Here is an 18,689-nt window from a genome sequence, read left to right on the forward strand (position 1 = left end):
ACGCGTGGGTATCTCGGTATTCGCTCAGTACTCGCTATATTTGCGCGCGTCGCCGCGCACCTGCTGCGCCGGATATTTCAGTGCGTTGAGCTCCATCTTTTCCAGCACGGCCGCATGCAGGTCGACGCCGCTCTTGTCGGCCAGGCGCACCAGGTACATCAGCACGTCGGCCAGCTCGTGGCGGATGCCCGTGCGTTTGGCCTCGTCCAGCTCGCTGTCCGCGCCCGTGGGCAGCCACTGGTAGTGCTCGGCCAGTTCCGCCACTTCCACGGACAGGGCCATGGCCAGGTTTTTCGGCGTGTGGAACTGGTCCCAGTCGCGCTCGGCGGCAAAGGCGCGCAGGCGCGCGCGGATATCAAGCAGACTGTCGGCAGGCGCGTTCATGCCGCCACCTGCAGCGGTTTTTCCATGAAGACACTGAATGGATCGTCGGGATAGTCGCCGTACGGCCCGCGTCGCTGGTAGCCATGGCGCGCGTACAGGGCGATCGCGGCGGGCTGGTGGATGCCCGTTTCCAGGGTCAGCAAGCGGCAGCCGCGCGCCAGCGCCTGCTCTTCCAGCAAGGCCAGCAGGCGCCTGGCCAGGCCCAGGCCACGGCTGTCCGGGTGCACATACATGCGCTTGAGCTCGCCGAAATCGGGCGTGACGACAATGGCGCCGCAGGCGCGCGCCGTGCCTGCCGCATCGCGGGCGACGGCAAACAGCAGGGTATCGGACGGCAAGGACGCCAGGTCCAGCGAATACACGCACTCGGCCGGATACAGGGTCTGTTGATAGGCATCAAGCTCGGCGATCAGGGTTTGCACATCGGCTTGCTGCGGCGATTCCAGGTGAATTTGCATGGGGGAAAGCATGTTGACTGAGATTCCCCCATGGTATCACTGCGGTCGCGCCAGGCGCAGCGTCAGGCCGATGGGCGACATCACGAAACCCATCAATTCCTGCGCCTCGCCGCCATCGGGCGTGTCGACGCCGGCAATGTCGAAGCTGCCCAGCAGCATGGCCATGGCGATCTTGATTTCCAGCAAGGCCAGGTAGCGGCCCGGGCACGTGCGCAAGCCGGCGCCGAAGGGCATCGAAGCGCGCTTGTTGTTCGCCTCGCCGCCTTCGGCCAGCCAGCGTTCGGGCTGGAAGACTTGCGCGTCGGGAAAGTGCGCATCGGATACGGTGTCGTGGCGCATCACGCACCACACGAGGGTGCCGGCCGGCACGGCAATATCGCCGATGACCGTGTCGCGCAGCGCCTCGACGGGCAGGAACGGCGCCACCGGTTTCAAACGCATGGCTTCGCTGGCGCAGGCGCCCAGGTAGTCGAGGCTATCCATCTGCTCGATCGTGAAGCCGGCCACGTCCGGTGCCAGGCGCCGCACTTCCTCGCGCGCCCGGGCCAGGGTGTGCGGATGGCGTTGCAACAAATAGATCATCCATGACACCGTGTTGGCCGTCGTATCTTCGCCCGCCAGCAGCATGGTGAGCACATTGCCGGCCACATTGCGGTCGGTCACGCCGCTGCCTTCCAGGTCGGCGGCGGCGATCATCGCTTCGAGCAGGTTGGGCGGACGCTCGCGGCGCGCCGGGTCGTGCGCCATGCGCGTGCGCGCCTGCTGCACCAGGTCGGCCACGGCGGCGGAAAGGGCCGCCACGTCGCGGTCCAGCCGCCGGTCGACGGGCAGCTTGACATAGCGCCAGTACGGGAACATGGACAGGCTGCGCCGCGCCACGGCGGGCAGGATGTCGTCCATGTGGCGCTGGATCACGTCTTCGCCCGATTCGAGCGTGTTGACTTGCGTGCCGAAGGCCAGGCCGGCGATGATGTCGACCGTGTAGCGTTTCAGGTCGCCATCGAGGTCGATCGCCTGGCCTTGCGTGGCGGCCAGATGCCAGCGCCGCTGCAGGCGCTGCGCCACCGTCACCAGGGCCGGGAAGTAGGCCTTGATGGCGCCGGGCGCCATGCCGGCCATGACCATGCGGCGCTGGTTGCGCCACTCCGTGCCCTCGGCCAGGAACAGGCCGGGCACGCCGCCCATTTCGTCGGACACGACGGAGCTGCTCAGGGGGCGGCGAAAACCGTCGGGCCGGTCGCGCAGCACGGCGCCGACGGCCTCGCTGTCGGCCACCACCAGCACCAGCGTGCGGCCGAACCAGGCGCGCATGAAGGGGCCGTAGCGCTGCACCCACTGTTCCACGTCGCGGTGGATGCGCGTGAGCTTGATCTGCAGGCTGTTGCCGACGATGGGCAGGGCGAAGGGCCCCGGCAAGCGGCGGATCTGGCGCAGCGGCCGCGCAATGTCGGGTGCGGCGGCGTGGTCGAATGGCGGCATGGACATCTCCTGTCGATACGGTGAAAGTACGAGGATTGCTTGCAATAATGGCCATACTCTACGCGATTGCGGCCCGTTTGTATTGAACGAATACGACATCGTGCGCGGCCAGAAATTGCCGGTACAATCGTCGCCATGCCTGCCGCCCCTACGCCCCTGACCCGCCTGATCGCGCCGCGTACCGCGCTCGCTTCCTGCGTGCGCGCTTTCCTCGTGCGCGACACCACGCGCTGCGCGCCCTTGCCGCCGGCCCAGCGCCTGAACCGCTTTCCCGCCGCGCCCATGTGCAGCATCATCTGGACCGTCGCGGGCGATGTGGAAGCGGCCGCGCCGGGCCTGTCGCTGCCGGACGTGCGCATGCCGCCCGCGCTGTTTGGCGGCCCCCGCTCGTATCCGCTGGTCAGCTACAACCCCGGCCCCGTGCATTCGTTTGTCGTGATGTTGTATCCGGCCGCCCTGCATGCCTTGACGGGCGTATCGATGGATGCCTTGCTGGACCAGTTTCGCCCGCTCGATGCGCTGTTCGATGCCGACTGGCTGGCCCTGTCCGACGCCGTGCTGGCGGCGCCCGACGACGCCGTGCGCATCGGCCTGGTGGAGGCTTTTCTCGCGCCCCGCTGGCAGGCGGCGCGCAAGGGCAGCGATGTATCGGCCGGCGCCGTGCAGGACTGGGTGCGCCGCCTGGGCGTGCAGGCGGCCTCGACGGGCCTGGCCCGCAGCGCGCGCCATATCGAGCGCCGCATCAAGGCCTGGGCCGGCCAGCCCATGCGCACCTTGCGCCGCATGCGCCGCGCGGAGCAGCTATTCCTTGACGAGCGCGGCGCCATCCTGCAAGGCAGGGTGTCGTGGTCCGATATCGCCGCCAGCGGCGGTTATGCCGACCAGGCGCATTTCTGCCGCGAGACGCGCGAAATCACGGGGCTGAGTCCTACCGAGCTGGCGCGCGCCATGAAGGAAGATGAAAGTTACTGGATCTACCGAATATGGACGTAGGTCGGATTAGTGCGGCCGAAGGCCGCGCGTAATCCGACAACGTCGTTGGCGAGGCCGGTGGTGGTGTCGGATTACGCGGCGTTGCCGCTAATCCGACCTACCGTTCCTTGTACACATTTCCCTTGGATAGGGTGACTTCATGCTGCCCCGCGCCGGGCGCCAGCATGGGGAAGCAGTTTTCCGCGCCGTGTACGCGCACGTCGAGAAAATACGGGCCTTCGGATGCCAGGCAGGCGGCCAGCGCCGCGTCGAGCTCCTCGCGCCGGCTTACCGTGTGCGCTTGCCAGCCGAATGCGCGCGCCAGGGCGACGAAATCGGGCAGCGCTTCCGTGTAGCTGTGGCTGTAGCGACCGCCATGTATCAGCTCCTGCCACTGGCGCACCATGCCCATGACGCCATTGTTCGACAACACCACCTTGACGGGCAGGCGGTGCTGCACGGCGGTGGCCAGTTCCTGGATATTCATCAGAATCGAGGCGTCGCCGCTGACGCACACCACGCATTTTTCGGGGTGGGCAATCTGCGCGCCGATGGCGGCCGGCAAGCCATAGCCCATGGTGCCCGCGCCGCCCGAGGTCAGCCAGCGGCGCGGCTGCTCGAAGCGCAAGTGCTGCGCGGCCCACATCTGGTGCTGGCCCACGTCGGTGGCGACGATGGCGTCCGTGCTATCCATTCTGTCCAGGGCCGCCTGCAGCCGGCGCATCAGCGCCTGCGGCGCGATCACCTCGGGCGTGTCGTCGAACGCCAGCGAGTCTTGCGCGCGCCAGCCATCGATGCGCTGCCACCACGGCTGGCGGTCCGCCAGCAAGCGTCCGCGCAGCTGCGCCAGCAAAGCGGTGAGCACGGGCGCGCAATCGCCGCGCAGGGCCACGTCGGCGCGCACCACTTTATGGATGGAGGCAGGGTCGATATCGATGTGGATGATTTTCGCGCCGGGGCAGAAGGCGTCCAGCCGTCCCGTGACCCGGTCGTCGAAGCGGGCGCCGACGCAGACGATCAGATCCGCATGGTGCATGGCCAGGTTGGCTTCCAGCGTGCCGTGCATGCCCAGCATGCCGAGGAAGGCCGGGTGCGAAGCGGGAAAGGCGCCCAGGCCCAGCAGGGTCAAGGTGCACGGTGCGGCCGCCAGTTTCACTAATTGTTGAAACGCGGCGCAGGCGTCCGGGCCGGAATTGATGAGACCTCCACCGCCATAGAACACGGGCTGGCGCGCACCGGCGATCAGGCTGGCGGCCCGTTCCAGGTCAGTGCTGTCGGGCAGGGGTGCGGCGACGGTAGCAGCGGGCGGCAGTGGCGCGGTTTCGATGACCTGTGCCAGCTGCAAGTCCTTGGGAAAGTCGATCAGCACGGGGCCGGGCCGGCCTTGCGTGGCTTGCATAAAAGCTTCGTGCAGCACGGCGGCCGTTTCGTCTGCGCTACGGATTTGCCGGTTCCACTTGGTGACGGGGCGCGAAATGCCCAGCGCATCGCATTCCTGGAAAGCGTTCGTGCCGATGCTGGTGCTGGCTACCTGGCCGCTGATGCAGATGAGGGGTATCGAATCGCACAGGGCGTCGAGCAGTCCCGTGGTGGTATTGCTCATGCCGGGGCCGGAGGTGACGAAGACGACGCCGGGCCGGCCCGTGCTGCGCGCATACCCTTCTGCCGCGTGCACGGCCGCCTGTTCGTGGCGCACCAGCACGTGGCGCAAGCGGGGCTGCGCGTGCAGCGCGTCGTACAGGGGCAGCACGGCGCCGCCCGGATAGCCGAAGACGGTGTCGACACCGAGCGCCAGCAGGGTGTTGATCAGGGTGCTGGCGCCGTTATGGGATGCGCGAGCGAGGAGGGGAGCGGGATCGGGTTTCATGGCCTTATTTTCTGCCTGATGCGGCAGAAAAGGCTGCTGGTTTTCTCGTATAAAATGCATAATTCAGCAAAATTTGCTGCAAAATAGTGAAAGAACAGAATGAAGCTCGACAAATTCGACCTCGCCATCCTGACGGCCCTGCAGCAGGACGCCCGCATCAGCCTGCACGACCTGAGCGCCAAGGTGGGCCTGACCTCGTCCCCATGCTGGGCGCGCATCAAGCGCATGGAAGACGATGGTGTCATCGAGGGTTACACGGTGAACGTCAACGCGGCCAAGGTCGGCTTGGCCGATACCGTCATCGTGCAAGTCACGCTGGACGACCATTCCGACCAGGCCCTGTTCGAATTCGGCCACGCGCTGGCCATGATCCCGGAAGTGCTGGAAGCGTTTCTCGTCTCCGGCGATTACGATTACTACCTGCGCATTGCGGTCAGCGACACGCGCGACTATGAGCGCCTGCTGCGCGAGCGCCTGTATAAAATTCCCGGCATCCGCCACAGCAAATCCAGTTTCGTGTTGCGCCAGCTGAAGCAGAGCTATTTGCCCCTGCAACGGTAAGCTTGTACACGGCGGGAATTTTTCCCTAGTTCATCCCTGGTGGTTGCCCGATACTGGACGCAATAAAAACCACTATAAAACGGGGATACGCATGAAACTGACTTTATTCGCCGCCGCCGCCATGGCGCTGTGCCAGGCGCAGGCCGCCGACCTTGCCGTTGACGCCAGCCTGGCCACCTCGGGCGACTTGCCCACCGTCATCATCACGGGCAGCATGCCGCTGCCCACCGTGGAGCAGCCGCGCGATACCCTGGCCGCGCCCGTGCAAACGGCCAGCGCGCAGCAGATCGCGCGCAGCGGCGCGCTCGACATTTCCGCCTTCCTGCGCCGCAACCTGGGCAGCGTCTACGTGAACGAAGTGCAGAACAACCCGTTCCAGCCCGACGTCAGCTATCGCGGCTATACGGCTTCGCCCCTGCTGGGCACGCCGCAAGGACTCTCTGTGTATCTCGACGGCATGCGATTGAACCAGCCGTTTGGCGACGTCGTTAGCTGGGACTTGATCCCGCGCATGGCCATCGAATCGCTGACCTTGATGCCAGGCTCGAACCCATTGTTTGGCCTCAACACCTTGGGCGGCGCGCTGGCTCTGCAGACCAAGGACGGGCGCAGCAGTCCCGGCACCGCCATCGAAGCGCGCCTGGGTTCCGGTCAACGGCGCGGCGTCGAGTTCGAGCATGGCGGCAGCAATGCGCAGGGCTGGCACTGGTATGTGACGGGCAACCGCTTCAGGGAAGATGGCTGGCGCGACGATTCGCCGTCCGACGTGCGCCAGGTGTTTGGCAAGCTGGGCTGGAGCGATGCACGCACGGACATTGCCGCCACCGTGGCCCACGCGGACAATGCGCTGACGGGCAACGGCTTGCAGGAACAGCGCCTGCTGGCGCGCGACTACCGCAGCGTCTACACCAAGCCCGATCTGACGCAGAACCGGTCGACCCTGCTGAACCTGACGGGCAAGCACCAGGCCAGCGAGGCCTTGCTCTTGTCCGGCAATGTCTACTACCGCAAGATCGACACGCACACGTTTAACGGCGACCTGAACGACGAGTCGCTGGACCAGTCCGTCTACCAGCCCGGCGCGGCCGAGCGGGCGGCGCTGGCGGCGGCCGGCTACACGGGCTTTCCCGCCAGCGGGGCGAATGCAGGCAATACGCCGTTTCCGAAGTGGCGCTGCATCGGCAACGTGCTGTTGAACGATGAGCCGGCCGAAAAATGCAATGGCATGCTCAACCGCAGCCATACGCAGCAGGAAAACTATGGGCTCTCCGGCCAGTTCACCGTGCTGGCCGATCTGGCGGGCGCGCGCCATGCCGTCACGGCCGGCGCCGCCTTTGATGCGAGCCACGCCACCTTCCGCCAGACCAGCCAGTTCGGCTACCTGAACCCGGACCGCAGCATCACGCCCGTCGACTTCTTTGCCGACGGCACGCAAATCGACGACGACGGCACGCCCGTCGATAACCGGGTCGACTTGAGCGGGCGCGTACGTACCTGGAGCGTGTATGCGAGCGACAGTATTGCATTGAATCAAGCGTTGACCTTGACCGTTTCCGGCCGCTACAACCGCAGCACGGTGCGCAACCGCGACGCCATTACGCCAGGCGGCGGCAGCGGTTCGCTCGATGGCGACCACCGTTTCAGCCGCTTCAATCCCGCCATCGGCCTGGCCTATGCGCCGGCGAAGGGCGTGAGCGCCTACCTCGGTTACAACGAAGGCAGCCGCACGCCGACGGCCATCGAACTCGGTTGCGCCGACCCGGAAAACCCATGCCGCCTGCCCAATGCCATGGCCGGCGACCCGCCATTAAAACAGGTGGTGACGAAGACGTGGGAAGCGGGCGTGCGCGGCAAGCTCGCCGACGTGGCCCGCTGGAGCGCGGGCGTGTTCCGCGCAGAAAACCACGACGATATCCTGTTCGTGGCCGACAACCAGGCGGGATTTGGCTACTTCAAAAATTTCGGCAAGACGCGCCACCAGGGCGCCGAATTGGCGGTCGATGGCAAGGCGGGCGCGCTGGACTTCGGCGTCAACTACACGTGGCTGCAGGCGACGTATCAAAGCCGGGAAGTGGTCAACGGCAGCGCCAACAGCAGCAGCGACGCGCAAGCACCTGGCCTGGAAGGCAATATCGTCATCACGCCGGGCAAGCGGATACCGCTGACACCGAGCCATATCTTCAAGGCGCACGTGGATGTTCAAGGAGGACGCGACTGGACGGTGGGCCTGGCCATGACGGCCGTGTCGAGCGCGTATGCGCGCGGCAATGAAAACAACCAGCACCAGGCGGGCGGGCCAGCGTACCTGGGGTCGGGCAAGAGCGGCGGCTATGCCGTGGTGGAACTGAATGGGAAATATCATCTGACGCCGCAGCTGAGCATATTTGCCCAAGTGAATAACTTGTTCGACCGCAAATATGCGACGGCGGCCCAGCTGGGCGCCACGGCTTTCGACGCCAACGGCAATTTCGCCGCCCGGCCGCTGCCCGCCGTGAACGGCGAGTATCCGATGGTCAACGCGACGTTTTATGCGGCCGGCGCGCCGCGCAGCGTGAATGCGGGCTTGCGCTACGTGTTTTAAGGCAGGATATGCTCGATGACCCCGTTGCGCAGCGCCAGGTGGACGAGGGCGGCGGGGCCGGGCACGTCGAGCTTTTCCTTGATGCAGGTCTGGTGGTTGGCCACCGTCTTGCTGCTCACGTGCAGCAGGCGGGCGCAGTCGGCGGCGCTGCGGCCTTCGGCCAGCAGGCGGAAGATTTCGAATTCGCGCTGGCTCAGGCTGCTCAAGCGCTGCGCTTCCATGCTGGCCGTGCCCTGCAGCACGCCGGGCGCGCTGTGCGGGTCCAGGTAGCGCCGGCCCGCGTGGGCGGCGCGCACGGCGTCGACCAGGTGTTCCGGGTCGGCCTGCTTGCTGACGAAGCCGCAGGCGCCGCCGTCAAACGCGCGCGCGATCAGCTGCGGCGTGTCGTGCATGGTAAACACCAGCACGCGGGCGCCAGCATCGCGCGCGAGCAGCTTGCGCAGCAATTCCAGGCCGCCGATGCCGGGCATGGACAGATCCGTGACACACACGTCGGGTGCCTGCTCCAGGTACAGGCCATACGCCGTTTCGCCATTGCCTGCCTCGGCCACGACGGCGATGTCGCCGCCCTGTTCCAGCAGGCGCCGGTAGCCCATGCGCACCACCGGGTGGTCGTCCACCAGCATGACGCGGATCGGCTGCAGGGCGTTGTGCATGGCGTTCATGCCGCGCACCGGGCCGCCAGGGCCACTTCGATGCGCAAGCCGTTGCCCAGCGCACTGATCCAGCGGATATGGCCGCGCAGGCCGGCGACTCTTTCACGCATGCCGAGCATGCCGAAGCCGGGATCCTGCTGCCTGTCCTGGCACAAGCCCTGGCCATTGTCTTCGATGGCCAGGTGCAGCAAGCCGTGCGCATCGGCGCGCAATTCCACGGTGGCCTGGTCGGCGCCCGCGTGGCGTGCCACATTCGTCAAGCCTTCCTGCACCAGGCGGTAGATGGCCGTGGCGATGCTGTCGTCGAGGTCGGCGGGGATGGCGTGCGGCGCGAAACGGCAAGCGATGTCGTGCTGCTGGGCCCAGCTGTCGCACAGCGCCTGCAGGGCCGCTTCCAGGCCCAGGCTGTCGAGCACGGGCGGGCGCAGCCGGCGCAGCATGCTGCGCACCATCGCATGCAGCGCTTCTGCGGAGCGGGCGATGCTGGCGGCACAGGCTTGTACGTTCGCCTGGTCGCCATCGCGCGCGCGCAGGATATAGCTGGCGGCGGCGCGGATGGCCGTGCAGTCTTGACCCACTTCATCGTGCAGCTCGCGCGCCAGCGCGCAGCGTTCCTCTTCCTGCGCGCGCAGCAGGCGCTGCGTGAGCGCGCGGTTTTGCGCCAGCAGCAGGGCCACCTGACGTCCGCGCCAGATGGCAAAGCCGGCCAGTACCAGCACCAGCAGCAGCAGGCTCAGGGCCAATTCATCGAGTTGCCAGTGCTCCTGGCGCCAGAGGACGCGCGTCAGCCGTTCGGCCAGGTCCAGCCTGGCGGCCAGCAGGAAAAAAGCCAGCGCCAGCGCGCAGCACACGATGCTGCGCCAGGCCGGCCGCGTGCCTGAGCGGCCGCTGCCGGCCAGTTGGTAGTGTTCCATGATGTTGCTCCCTGAGCACGGTCGATCCCCTTGTTGTGCAAGCTTCATGCCATCGGCGCAATAGCCCGAGAGGTGCGTCTTGTGGGAACGAGGGGCACAGACCAGTGTTCCAGGATGGAACAGGTGTACCGCGATGTGACGCCGATGTGATGGCTTTGCAAGCGCGGTTTTCGAGCTTATAGGAAGTTGGGCCGGCCCGTTGGCGCACACGTCAGCTGCGTGATGAATTGTTGTTCAAATGTAACATTGAGATTCCTCAAGGTTTCATAGGTAAAACAAAACAAAGTTTCGCAGAGTTAGATAAAAAATAAATAAATGATATTAAATATATGATATTTATTTTATGTAATTTGCTATATTTATTGACACTTTTGTGAAAAAGCTGAAAGCGGGCGCCAGACCTGCCGACCTATCTATCCACAACAATCAAGGGAATAGAATGAATCGTTTATCACCTGCGCGGGTATCGCCCGCCATCGTCAATCCGTCCGCTACCCGCGGTCGCTCCACCGTTTTTGCCGCGCTGGCCACCTTGTCCGTGCTGGCCTCGGCACCAGCCATGGCCGGTGTCCTGAGCTTCGATAACTTGCCCCCCGACGTGTATGAAAGCGGCCAGACGCTCAATACGTCGAACTACAAGCTGCAGTTCCTGGCCGACCCGACCACGGCGGCCGGCGGCGGCATCAGCGGCGTGGGCGCCATTCTCGATGGCAGCGTGGGCTCGTCGTGCGATATCGCCGCCTGCCCGCAAGGCGCCACTGGCAACTACCTGGCCATCCTCAACGATGGCGGCGTGAATTTCTCGCGCGCCGACCACCGGGCATTCACCCTGTCCGGCTTCGACTATTCCTTCATCGCCCCCATCACGGGCTTGCCGAACATGAATTGGGGCCAGCTGCAACTGAGCGGCACCCTGAGCAACGGCCAGGTGATCAGCACGTCGTGGGCGTTTCCGGGCCAGGGCAGCGATGGCAATTACTATTTCCAAAGCGCTTCCCTGCTCAGCGGCTTCAGCAACTACGCCTTCACGGGCCTGACCTTCAATGCGTGTATCTTCAACGAGACGGGCGCGTGCAGCAATTCCCTCGATTCGCCCGCATTCAACCAGGGCCAGTTCGCGCTCGACAACCTCAGTGTCAGCGCCGTGCCGGAACCGTCGACCTACATGCTGATGCTGGCCGGCCTGGGTGCCATCGGCATGCTGTCGCGCCGCCGCAGCGGCAAGTTCGCAGCTTCCACCGTGCAAGGAGCATGAGATGAAACTACGTCCCGTTTCACTCGCCATCCTCCTGCTGGCCGCCAGCCTGGCGCAAGCGGCGCAGGCGCAGGAACGCCGCTCCTACATCGTGCAGCTGGTCGACAAGCCGGCCGCCACCTACACGGGCCAGGTCAACGGCCTGGCCGCCACCAAGCCGGCCCCGGGGGCACGTATCAACGTGGGCGCCGCCGATGTGCAGGCCTACCTGAGCTACCTCGACACCAAACAGGCCGCCGTGGCCGGTACCGTCAGTGCGGCTGAAATCACGCACCAGTACAGCGTCGTCTTCAACGGCTTTTCCGCCTTGCTGACGGACGATGAAGTGCGGGCCCTGAAGAAAAACAGCGGCGTGGCCAGCATCAGCGCCGACTCCATCCTGCAGCTCGACACCAGCTACACGCCCAGCTTCCTGGGCCTGGACAAGCCGGGCGGCATCTGGGAGCAGCTGGGCGGCAAGGCGCACGCGGGTGAAGACATCATCATCGGCATCGTCGACAGCGGCATCTGGCCAGAGAACACGGCCTTTGCCGACCGCCTCGACGAGAACGGCGTACCCAGCCACAATGGCAACAACGTCGTGTACGGCGCGCCACCGGCCAACTGGCAGGGCACGTGCCAGACAGGCGAGGGATTTTCCGCCGAGAATTGCAACAACAAGCTGATCGGTGCGCGCTACTACCGCGCCGCCACGTCGGCCCTGCACTGGACGGAATTTTTATCGCCGCGCGATTCCGTCGCCGGATTGACGGGGCACGGCGGCCATGGCACGCATACGGCGTCCACGGCCGGCGGCAACAATGGCGCCCTGGCCACCTCGAACGGCGTCTCGCTGGGCAAGGCGTCGGGCATGGCGCCGCGCGCCCGCATCGCCGCCTATAAAGTGTGCTGGACGGCTGCCTCGACGGGGCGCAACGGCTGCGCCACGGCCGACAGCGTGGCCGCCATCGACCAGGCGGTCAAGGATGGCGTCAACGTCATCAACTTCTCCATCGGTCCGAACGCGGGCGGCGGCGCGTTCGACGAGCCGACGGAAGTGGCCTTCCTCGGCGCGGCGGCAGCCGGTGTGTTCGTTGCCACGTCGGGCGGCAATTCCGGCCCGGCCACGCCGGCACCCGATGTGCCTGCACCCGTGTCGCACATCAGCCCGTGGCTGGCGACGGTGGCCAATTCCACCCACAACCGCCTGTACGCGGGTAACGTCATCCTCAGCAACGGCAGCAAGCTGGAAGGCGCATCGAGCAATGCGAAGACGCCGGCGCTGCCGCTGATCCGCTCGCGCGACGCGGGCCTGGCCGGCGTGTTGCCGACGGATGTCAACCTGCTGCGCTGCTTCGGCGCGGCCGATGTCACCTCGGCCTACCTGGACCCGGCGAAAGTGGCGGGCAAGGTGCTGGTGTGCGACCGTGGCGGCAACGTGCTGGTCAACAAGAGCGCGAATGCCAAAACGGCGGGCGCGGCGGGCGTGATCATCGCCAACGTGGCCGGTGGCGTCAACACCATCATCAACCAGGCGCATGTGCTGTCGACCGTGCACCTGGCGCAGACGCAGGGCGACGCGCTGAAAGATTTCATGACCGCAAACCCCGACGGCACGGCGGCCTTGGGCGACATCCATACCATCCCCGACACCACGGTGCAGGCGCCGATCGTCAGCGACCGTTCCTCGCGCGGGCCGAACGTGGCCAATGCGAACATCCTGAAACCGGATCTGTCGGCGCCCGGCACCAACGTGCTGGCCGGCGTGACGGCCGACCTGACGCAGGCGCAGCGCGATGCCGTGGCGGCCGGTGGCGTGGCGCCGTCGGCCGAATGGGATTTCTATTCCGGCACCTCGATGGCCAGCCCGCACGTGGCCGGCGTGGCGGCCCTGCTCAAGCAGCAGCATCCGGACTGGTCGCCCGCAGCCATCAAGTCGGCATTGATGACGACGGCCTTCAGCACCTATTCGGATGGCTTGAACGGTTCCGTGTCGTGGGATGCCACGGCGAAGAACTCGGGCCAGCTGCCATGGGGCCAGGGCGCCGGCCACATCGCGCCGAACAGCGCGGCCGATCCGGGCCTCGTGTATGACATGTCGGAAATCGACTATGCGCGCTTCCTGTGCGGCCTGAACCTGAAGGTCTACACGGCCGCCACCTGCCAGGCCATCGGCACCATCCCGGCCTACAACCTGAACCTGGCATCGCTGACGGCGGCCAACGTGCTGGGCACGCAAACCCTGACGCGCACGGTGACCAACGTGGGTGCCAGCAGCGCCGTCTACAACGTCTCGGCCAGCCTGTCCGGTTATACGGTGGCGGTGACGCCAACCAGCCTGAGCCTGGCGCCGGGCGCCAGTGCGCAGTACCAGGTCAAGCTGACGCGCACCACGGCGCCGGCCAATACCTGGGCCTACGGCGCCCTGAGCTGGAGCGATGGCACGCACACGGTACGCAGCCCGCTGACGGCGCGTGGCACCTCGCTGGCCGCCATTCCACTGGTCAGAAGCGAAGCGGCCACGGGCAGCAAGGTGCTGACCCTGGGCACGGGCTTCACGGGCGCGCTGGTGGGCGTCAAGTCGGGTCTCGTCGAAGCCGTGCGCCAGGCGCGCACGATCGGCCAGGCAGTGACGGGCGCTGCCGCATCGGCTGCCTGCAAGGCTGGCGGCACCACGGGCGTGAACGTGCACAGCGTGGTGATCCCGGCCGGCACCCTGGCGGCGCGCTTTGCCACCTACGACGCGGAAACGACGGGCGGCGCAAATACCGACATGGACATGGAGGTCTACAACGCCGCCAATGTGCTGGTCGGCAGCAGCGGCAATGAAGGTTCCAATGAGCAAGTGGAACTGCGCCTGCCCGCCGCTGGCACGTACAAGGTGTGCGTGATCGGCTACGCGCCGCAAGGCGGCCAGGCCGACTACACGCTGTCGTCGTGGGTGCTGGCGCCTGGCCTGTCGAATGGCGGCTTCAAGGCGCTGATGCCGGGCACGGCCTACACGGGCGGCACGGCGACTGTCTCCCTGAGCTGGTCCAACCTGGCCGAAGGCAAGCGCCACCTGGGCGCCGTCGGCTACCAGGTGGGCGGCGTGGTGCAGGGCGTCACGGTGGTCGAGGTCAATACCAATGACCCCGTGCCGATGTTCCAGAACGCACGCGGCGCCAGGCCGGTGCTGGCTGAATAAACCGTTCTTTGCGTGAGCGCAAGGCGTGCCTCCGGGCACGCTTTTTTTTTATTTATACACCCCCGTTCGGGAGGAATAGCGCTTGCGCACCGGCAAAGCCACCGGTATCTTGTCGGATAGCCATGGCTTTGTGCCCTGGCATTCTTGGGGAGTCGCGCGTGACCAGTTTCCGCACCAATACCGACCGCCTGCTGGAAGTGCGCCTGCAGGATGAAAAAGTGCTGGCGATTGCCGGCGCCATGGTCGCCTATACGGGCAGCATCAAATTTGAAAAGTCCCTGCTCGGTGGCGAGGGCATCTTCGGCGCGCTCAAGCGCAAGGTGACGAACGAAGGCATGCAAGTGATGCAGGCTTCAGGCAGCGGCACGGTGTTTTTCGCGCAGAATGCGGCCGAGATCACCGTCATGGCGCTGGCCGGCGAAAAGCTGACCATCGAAAGCAGCAGCCTGCTGGCCTACGACACCAGTCTGAAGACGGGCACCAGCTTTGCCGGCCTGCGTGGCGCCAGCTCGGGCCAGGGCCTGTTTTCCACTACCGTCGAAGGCCATGGCAACCTGGCCGTCATTTCGCGCGGCAACCTGATCATGCTGGAAGTGACGCCGGCGCACCCGCTGCGCGTGGACCCGGACGCCTTCGTCGGCTTCAAGGGCGATATCCGCCAGGAATTCGTTTTTGACGTCAACTGGCGCACCATGATCGGCCAGAGCTCGGGCGAATCGTACCAGCATAAATTCACTGGCCAGGGCGTGGTGTTCATCCAGCCCGCCGAACGTTAAGTCAGCGAGGACCCGCGATGCCTGTCTATCAGCAAATCAATGAAAAGATGCTTGAGGTCAAACTCGGCAATGAAGAAGTGTTCGCCCGCAAGGGCGCCATGGTGTCGTACCAGGGCGACGTGGCGTTCAGCCGCTCCTTCCTGGCCGGCCAGGGCGTGCAAAGCCTGGCCATGCGCGCCGTCACGAACGAGGGCTACGCCATGATGTCGGCGCGTGGCACGGGCAGCGTGTTTTACGCGCAAGGCGGCCTGTTCGTCACCATCGTCCCCGTGCGCGGCGAAACTTTCTATGTGGAAAGCGATTCCCTGCTGGCCTTCGATGCACGCCTGACGGCCGGCACCATGTTCCTCGGCAACCAGGGCGGCGTGCAGGGCGTGGTGCGCGGCATGGCCTCGGGCCAGGGCTTGTTTACCACCACCTTGCAAGGCACGGGCGAAGTGGCGATTTTGTCGGACGGCAATGCCATCGGCTTGCCCGTCACGCCGGACGTGCCCGTGTTTGTCGACCCGCAAGCGTATATCGGCCACACGGGCCAGCTGAGCTCGACCATCGTCACGGACCTGAACTGGAAAACCTTCGTCGGCCAGGCGTCCGGCGAATCGTACCAGGTGAAGTTTACGGGCCAGGGCACGGTCTACATCCAAGCGAGCGAAAGGTAAGCCATGACGATTTACAACCCCGATACCTTACCGAAGAACGATAACCTGAACCGTTTTTCGTATGTCATCGACGTCAAGGAACAGATCTTCATTCGCAAGGGCAAGATGATCGCCTTCTATGGCGAGCTGCGCTTCGAAGCCATGGGCAGCAGCGTGCTCGACTTGATCGTGCGCAACGCCTTCAATGCGCCCAAGTACATCCACCACTTTGTCGTGGCGCAAGGCCAGGGTCACTTGATTTTGGGCGATAACGGCAACGACCTGGCGTGCTACGACCTGGACAACGCCAACATGACCATCCGCGCGAAAAACCTGCTGGGTTTTACCAAGGATGTGATTTGCCAGGAATCGACCCTGCCCGGCTATCTGACGATGATCGGCACCGGTAAAGTGATCGCCTCGTCGAACGGCCCCGTGCATTTCCTGGAACTGCCGTGCCGCGTGGACGAGCAGGCCGTGCTGGGCTGGGCCGACTGCCCCAGCCCTTCGTATCACTACGATTACGCCCACGTGCAGGGTTGGGCCTCGGCCGCCGGCGCACTCACGGGTTTTACCTTGTCGGGCGAGGAAAAGCAGATCGACTTCACGGGCGCCGGCACGGTGCTGGTGCAGTCGTCCGAACTGGACGTGACGGGCAGCTCGGCCCTGATGCAGCTGCTGTCGCAACTGCCGCTGCTGGGCAAGGAAGACCTCGGTACCTTGAGTCTTTCCGTCCAGCAGCAGATGAAGCAAGAGCGCTAAATTATGTTACGGCCGCGCCCAGCTGGGCGGCCGCTTCTCTAAAAAGGCGGTGACGCCTTCGTCCGCATCCTCTTCCATCATGTTGCGCGCCATCACGTCGCCCGCATACGCATACGCGTCGTCCAGCGGCAACTGGCGCTGCCGGTAGAACATGGCCTTGCCGTAGCGGATGGCCGTCGGGCTTTTTGCCATGATTTGCTGCGCCAGGCGCGCGACGGCCTCGTCGAGCGCCGTATCGGCCACCGTTTCGTTGATCAGGCCCCAGTCGGCGGCCGTGTCGGCGTCGATGAAGCGGCCCGTCACCAGCATGTCGAAGGCCCGTTTGGGCGAGACGTTGCGCGACAGGGCCACCGATGGCGTGGCGCAGAACAGGCCCACGTTGATGCCGGAGACGGCAAAACGGGCGGACGCGCCCGCCACAGCCAGGTCGCAGCTGGCGACTAATTGGCAGCCGGCCGCCGTGGCGATGCCGTGCACGCGGGCAATCACGGGCACGGGCAAGGCCTGGATGGCTTGCATTACGCGCGAGCATTGCGCGAACAGGGTCTGATAATAATCAAGCTGGCGCGTAGCTTGCATCTGGCGCAAATCGTGGCCCGCGCAAAAGGCCTTGCCTTCGGCGGCCAGCACCACGCAGCGCACGTGCGGCTGCTGCGCGATGGCATCCAGCGCTTCTTGCAGCGCCGCCAGCATGGCTTCCGACAGGGCATTGAATTGCAGGGGGCGGTTCAGGCGCAGGGTGACGAGGCCACCCTCATCCTCGCGCAGCACCAGCGGTGCGTCGGTATCGTGTAAAACGGTCATGCGGTCTCCAGTGGCCTGATGGCCTTGTTGTTCTAGGAAATTTTACTTGGCGGCATTGACGCTGCCGATGCCGGCGACCGACTTGTGCACGATCTTCGGCTTGCCGTAATACGTCAGTTCGCCCATGCCGCGCACCACGGCGTTCAGTTCGCCCGAGGAATACACCTTGACGGAGCCGATGCCTTCGAAATTGACGTCGACGTTTTTCGCCAGCAAGGCTTTCGTATCGACTTCGCCCACGCCCTGCGCCTTCAGGCGCAGCCAGTCGACCTGGCCATCGGCGGCCAGGCGGCCCGCGCCCTTGTAGCTGATGTCGACTCTTGGGCCATTGAGCTTGGTCAAGATCTTCTCGCCCGCGCCTTCCGCGATCAGCTTGCGCAAGGTGGGCATGGTGATGATGACGCGCGGGTCGCCCTCGGTCTTCTTGATGTCCTTGTCCTTCATGGAAATTTTCAGCTCGCCATCGACCACTTCCGTAATCACGCCGCTGAGGAATTTCTGGTCGCCGCGCAGCAGCAGGGTCTGCTCTTTGCCCGATTCGACTTCGATGCTGATGGGGCCGCGGATGTCGATGGCGTTGAAGGCGCCGACCGTGCGGGTTTGCTCGTCGGCATGCGCGACGGTAGCGAGGCAGGCGAGGGACAGGACTGACAACAGGAACAGAGGGCGCATGGCGGTTTCCTTGAGTAGTTGATCAGTGTATTCTATTGTGCAACATCTCCATTGGGGAGAAATTTGCGATGAACGGCACAAATCGCGGCGCGGATGACAGCCGCGCGCCCGGCAAGGCGCCGTTGGGCTATGCTATGGCGTACCGCGTCCTGGAGACCAGATGAAAAATTATCACAAAGAAGATTATCCCGTCGCCGATATCCGCCGCTTCCTCGAACCGGGGCCGGTGGTGCTCGTCAGCTCCACCTGGAAGGGCGAGAGCGACGTCATGACCATGGCCTGGCACATGCTGATGGAATTCACGCCATCGTTACTGGGCTGCTTCATTTCCGATGCGAACCACAGCTATGAAATGATCAAGCGCAGCATGGAATGCGTGATCAACCTGCCCACGGCCGACATGGTCGATCAGGTGGTCGCCATCGGCAATTGCAGCGGCGAAGACACGGATAAATTCACCGCCTTCGGCCTGACGCCGCAGCCGGCCGAGCTGGTGGGCGCACCGCTGATCGCCGAGTGCTACGCCAACTTCGAATGCAAGCTGGCGCAGGTGGCGGGCAACCCGAAGGGCGGTTTCTTCATTTTCGAGTGCGTGAAAGCCCACGTGGCCACCTCGCCCAAGCTGCCCGAAACCCTGCACTACCGTGGCAACGGCGAGTTCATGGTGTCGGGCCGCACGATCAGCCGCAAGAGCTTGATGAAACCTGAAATGTTGTAGGTCGGATTAGCGCGGCTATGCCGCGC

General features: G+C 65.0%; 17 protein-coding genes. 9 read left to right on the top strand and 8 right to left on the bottom strand.

Features of this window, described 5'->3' with window-relative positions; translation table 11 throughout:
• Window positions 1-24: 24 nt before the first annotated feature.
• The 3 genes from C8C92_RS04270 to C8C92_RS04280 are packed head-to-tail and all read right to left on the bottom strand — an operon-like array spanning window position 25 to window position 2,321.
• Window positions 25-384 (bottom strand): nucleotide pyrophosphohydrolase, encoded by a 360-nt coding sequence (locus tag C8C92_RS04270; RefSeq protein WP_116743102.1) that lies wholly within the window; start codon window positions 382-384, stop codon window positions 25-27.
• Complete coding sequence (locus C8C92_RS04275; RefSeq protein ID WP_116743103.1) at window positions 381-842, bottom strand: GNAT family N-acetyltransferase; 462 nt, start codon at window positions 840-842, stop codon at window positions 381-383. The genes C8C92_RS04270 and C8C92_RS04275 overlap by 4 nt, the downstream gene beginning before the upstream one ends.
• Window positions 843-878: 36 nt before the next feature.
• Window positions 879-2,321, bottom strand: a complete 1,443-nt coding sequence (locus C8C92_RS04280; protein ID WP_243420108.1) for a cytochrome P450 — start codon at window positions 2,319-2,321, stop codon at window positions 879-881.
• Between the two features lie 135 nt (window positions 2,322-2,456).
• Here C8C92_RS04280 and C8C92_RS04285 point away from each other — a divergent pair, with 135 nt between their 5' ends.
• On the top strand, window positions 2,457-3,314 hold the full coding sequence (locus C8C92_RS04285) for a helix-turn-helix domain-containing protein (RefSeq protein WP_243420109.1): 858 nt from the start codon (window positions 2,457-2,459) through the stop codon (window positions 3,312-3,314).
• A 97-nt stretch (window positions 3,315-3,411) separates the two neighbouring features.
• Here C8C92_RS04285 and ilvB read toward each other — a convergent pair whose 3' ends face one another.
• A complete protein-coding gene (ilvB, locus tag C8C92_RS04290; protein ID WP_116745842.1) occupies window positions 3,412-5,160 on the bottom strand; it encodes a biosynthetic-type acetolactate synthase large subunit in 1,749 nt (582 codons plus the stop codon).
• 99 nt (window positions 5,161-5,259) lie between these two features.
• On the opposite strand from ilvB, the gene C8C92_RS04295 reads away from it, so the two are divergent.
• Both C8C92_RS04295 and C8C92_RS04300 read left to right on the top strand, forming a co-directional pair.
• A complete protein-coding gene (locus tag C8C92_RS04295; protein WP_070217690.1) occupies window positions 5,260-5,721 on the top strand; it encodes an Lrp/AsnC family transcriptional regulator in 462 nt (153 codons plus the stop codon).
• A 91-nt stretch (window positions 5,722-5,812) separates the two neighbouring features.
• Window positions 5,813-8,302 carry a TonB-dependent receptor gene (locus tag C8C92_RS04300; protein WP_116743104.1) on the top strand — a complete coding sequence of 830 codons (2,490 nt, stop codon included), beginning with the start codon at window positions 5,813-5,815 and terminating at the stop codon, window positions 8,300-8,302.
• On the opposite strand, the gene C8C92_RS04305 is transcribed toward C8C92_RS04300, so the two are convergent.
• Together C8C92_RS04305 and C8C92_RS04310 are read right to left on the bottom strand one after the other, a co-directional pair.
• On the bottom strand, window positions 8,299-8,967 hold the full coding sequence (locus C8C92_RS04305; RefSeq protein ID WP_243420110.1) for a response regulator transcription factor: 669 nt from the start codon (window positions 8,965-8,967) through the stop codon (window positions 8,299-8,301). The genes C8C92_RS04300 and C8C92_RS04305 overlap by 4 nt on opposite strands.
• Complete coding sequence (locus C8C92_RS04310; RefSeq protein WP_165829274.1) at window positions 8,964-9,872, bottom strand: histidine kinase; 909 nt, start codon at window positions 9,870-9,872, stop codon at window positions 8,964-8,966. Before C8C92_RS04310 ends, C8C92_RS04305 begins: the two co-directional genes overlap by 4 nt.
• Before the next feature lie 439 nt (window positions 9,873-10,311).
• On the opposite strand from C8C92_RS04310, the gene C8C92_RS04315 reads away from it, so the two are divergent.
• The 5 genes from C8C92_RS04315 to C8C92_RS04335 all read left to right on the top strand — a co-directional run bounded on the left by C8C92_RS04315 (window position 10,312) and on the right by C8C92_RS04335 (window position 16,469).
• Entirely contained in the window at window positions 10,312-11,127 is an 816-nt protein-coding gene (locus tag C8C92_RS04315) for an NF038120 family PEP-CTERM protein (protein WP_099760798.1), read from the top strand.
• Between the two features lies 1 nt (window position 11,128).
• Window positions 11,129-14,293 (top strand): S8 family serine peptidase, encoded by a 3,165-nt coding sequence (locus C8C92_RS04320; protein WP_116743106.1) that lies wholly within the window; start codon window positions 11,129-11,131, stop codon window positions 14,291-14,293.
• A 122-nt stretch (window positions 14,294-14,415) separates the two neighbouring features.
• A complete protein-coding gene (locus tag C8C92_RS04325; RefSeq protein WP_081344927.1) occupies window positions 14,416-15,069 on the top strand; it encodes an AIM24 family protein in 654 nt (217 codons plus the stop codon).
• Window positions 15,070-15,086: 17 nt separating this feature from the next.
• Window positions 15,087-15,728 (top strand): AIM24 family protein, encoded by a 642-nt coding sequence (locus C8C92_RS04330; RefSeq protein WP_099389936.1) that lies wholly within the window; start codon window positions 15,087-15,089, stop codon window positions 15,726-15,728.
• 3 nt (window positions 15,729-15,731) lie between these two features.
• Complete coding sequence (locus tag C8C92_RS04335; RefSeq protein WP_099760795.1) at window positions 15,732-16,469, top strand: AIM24 family protein; 738 nt, start codon at window positions 15,732-15,734, stop codon at window positions 16,467-16,469.
• A 6-nt stretch (window positions 16,470-16,475) separates the two neighbouring features.
• Here C8C92_RS04335 and C8C92_RS04340 read toward each other — a convergent pair whose 3' ends face one another.
• Together C8C92_RS04340 and C8C92_RS04345 are read right to left on the bottom strand one after the other, a co-directional pair.
• Window positions 16,476-17,273, bottom strand: coding sequence for an enoyl-CoA hydratase (locus tag C8C92_RS04340; RefSeq protein WP_096233709.1), 798 nt, complete (start codon window positions 17,271-17,273; stop codon window positions 16,476-16,478).
• Between the two features lie 42 nt (window positions 17,274-17,315).
• A complete protein-coding gene (locus tag C8C92_RS04345; protein WP_099760793.1) occupies window positions 17,316-17,945 on the bottom strand; it encodes a head GIN domain-containing protein in 630 nt (209 codons plus the stop codon).
• 160 nt (window positions 17,946-18,105) lie between these two features.
• Here C8C92_RS04345 and C8C92_RS04350 point away from each other — a divergent pair, with 160 nt between their 5' ends.
• Complete coding sequence (locus C8C92_RS04350) at window positions 18,106-18,663, top strand: flavin reductase family protein (RefSeq protein WP_096233711.1); 558 nt, start codon at window positions 18,106-18,108, stop codon at window positions 18,661-18,663.
• Window positions 18,664-18,689 lie beyond the last annotated feature (26 nt).

Origin of the sequence: Janthinobacterium sp. 78, assembly GCF_003096775.1 — a bacterium.
Classification (GTDB): Bacteria; Pseudomonadota; Gammaproteobacteria; order Burkholderiales; family Burkholderiaceae_D; genus Janthinobacterium; species Janthinobacterium tructae.

What these genes read in the sequence shown, in the direction of transcription:
- C8C92_RS04270 (WP_116743102.1), bottom strand. Translation starts at nt 384, where the DNA reads ATGAACGCGCCTGCCGACAGTCTGCTTGATATCCGCGCGCGCCTGCGC.
- C8C92_RS04275 (WP_116743103.1), bottom strand. Translation starts at nt 842, where the DNA reads ATGCAAATTCACCTGGAATCGCCGCAGCAAGCCGATGTGCAAACCCTG.
- C8C92_RS04280 (WP_243420108.1), bottom strand. Translation starts at nt 2,321, where the DNA reads ATGCCGCCATTCGACCACGCCGCCGCACCCGACATTGCGCGGCCGCTG.
- C8C92_RS04285 (WP_243420109.1), top strand. Translation starts at nt 2,457, where the DNA reads ATGCCTGCCGCCCCTACGCCCCTGACCCGCCTGATCGCGCCGCGTACC.
- ilvB (WP_116745842.1), bottom strand. Translation starts at nt 5,160, where the DNA reads ATGAAACCCGATCCCGCTCCCCTCCTCGCTCGCGCATCCCATAACGGC.
- C8C92_RS04295 (WP_070217690.1), top strand. Translation starts at nt 5,260, where the DNA reads ATGAAGCTCGACAAATTCGACCTCGCCATCCTGACGGCCCTGCAGCAG.
- C8C92_RS04300 (WP_116743104.1), top strand. Translation starts at nt 5,813, where the DNA reads ATGAAACTGACTTTATTCGCCGCCGCCGCCATGGCGCTGTGCCAGGCG.
- C8C92_RS04305 (WP_243420110.1), bottom strand. Translation starts at nt 8,967, where the DNA reads ATGAACGCCATGCACAACGCCCTGCAGCCGATCCGCGTCATGCTGGTG.
- C8C92_RS04310 (WP_165829274.1), bottom strand. Translation starts at nt 9,872, where the DNA reads ATGGAACACTACCAACTGGCCGGCAGCGGCCGCTCAGGCACGCGGCCG.
- C8C92_RS04315 (WP_099760798.1), top strand. Translation starts at nt 10,312, where the DNA reads ATGAATCGTTTATCACCTGCGCGGGTATCGCCCGCCATCGTCAATCCG.
- C8C92_RS04320 (WP_116743106.1), top strand. Translation starts at nt 11,129, where the DNA reads ATGAAACTACGTCCCGTTTCACTCGCCATCCTCCTGCTGGCCGCCAGC.
- C8C92_RS04325 (WP_081344927.1), top strand. Translation starts at nt 14,416, where the DNA reads ATGGCTTTGTGCCCTGGCATTCTTGGGGAGTCGCGCGTGACCAGTTTC.
- C8C92_RS04330 (WP_099389936.1), top strand. Translation starts at nt 15,087, where the DNA reads ATGCCTGTCTATCAGCAAATCAATGAAAAGATGCTTGAGGTCAAACTC.
- C8C92_RS04335 (WP_099760795.1), top strand. Translation starts at nt 15,732, where the DNA reads ATGACGATTTACAACCCCGATACCTTACCGAAGAACGATAACCTGAAC.
- C8C92_RS04340 (WP_096233709.1), bottom strand. Translation starts at nt 17,273, where the DNA reads ATGACCGTTTTACACGATACCGACGCACCGCTGGTGCTGCGCGAGGAT.
- C8C92_RS04345 (WP_099760793.1), bottom strand. Translation starts at nt 17,945, where the DNA reads ATGCGCCCTCTGTTCCTGTTGTCAGTCCTGTCCCTCGCCTGCCTCGCT.
- C8C92_RS04350 (WP_096233711.1), top strand. Translation starts at nt 18,106, where the DNA reads ATGAAAAATTATCACAAAGAAGATTATCCCGTCGCCGATATCCGCCGC.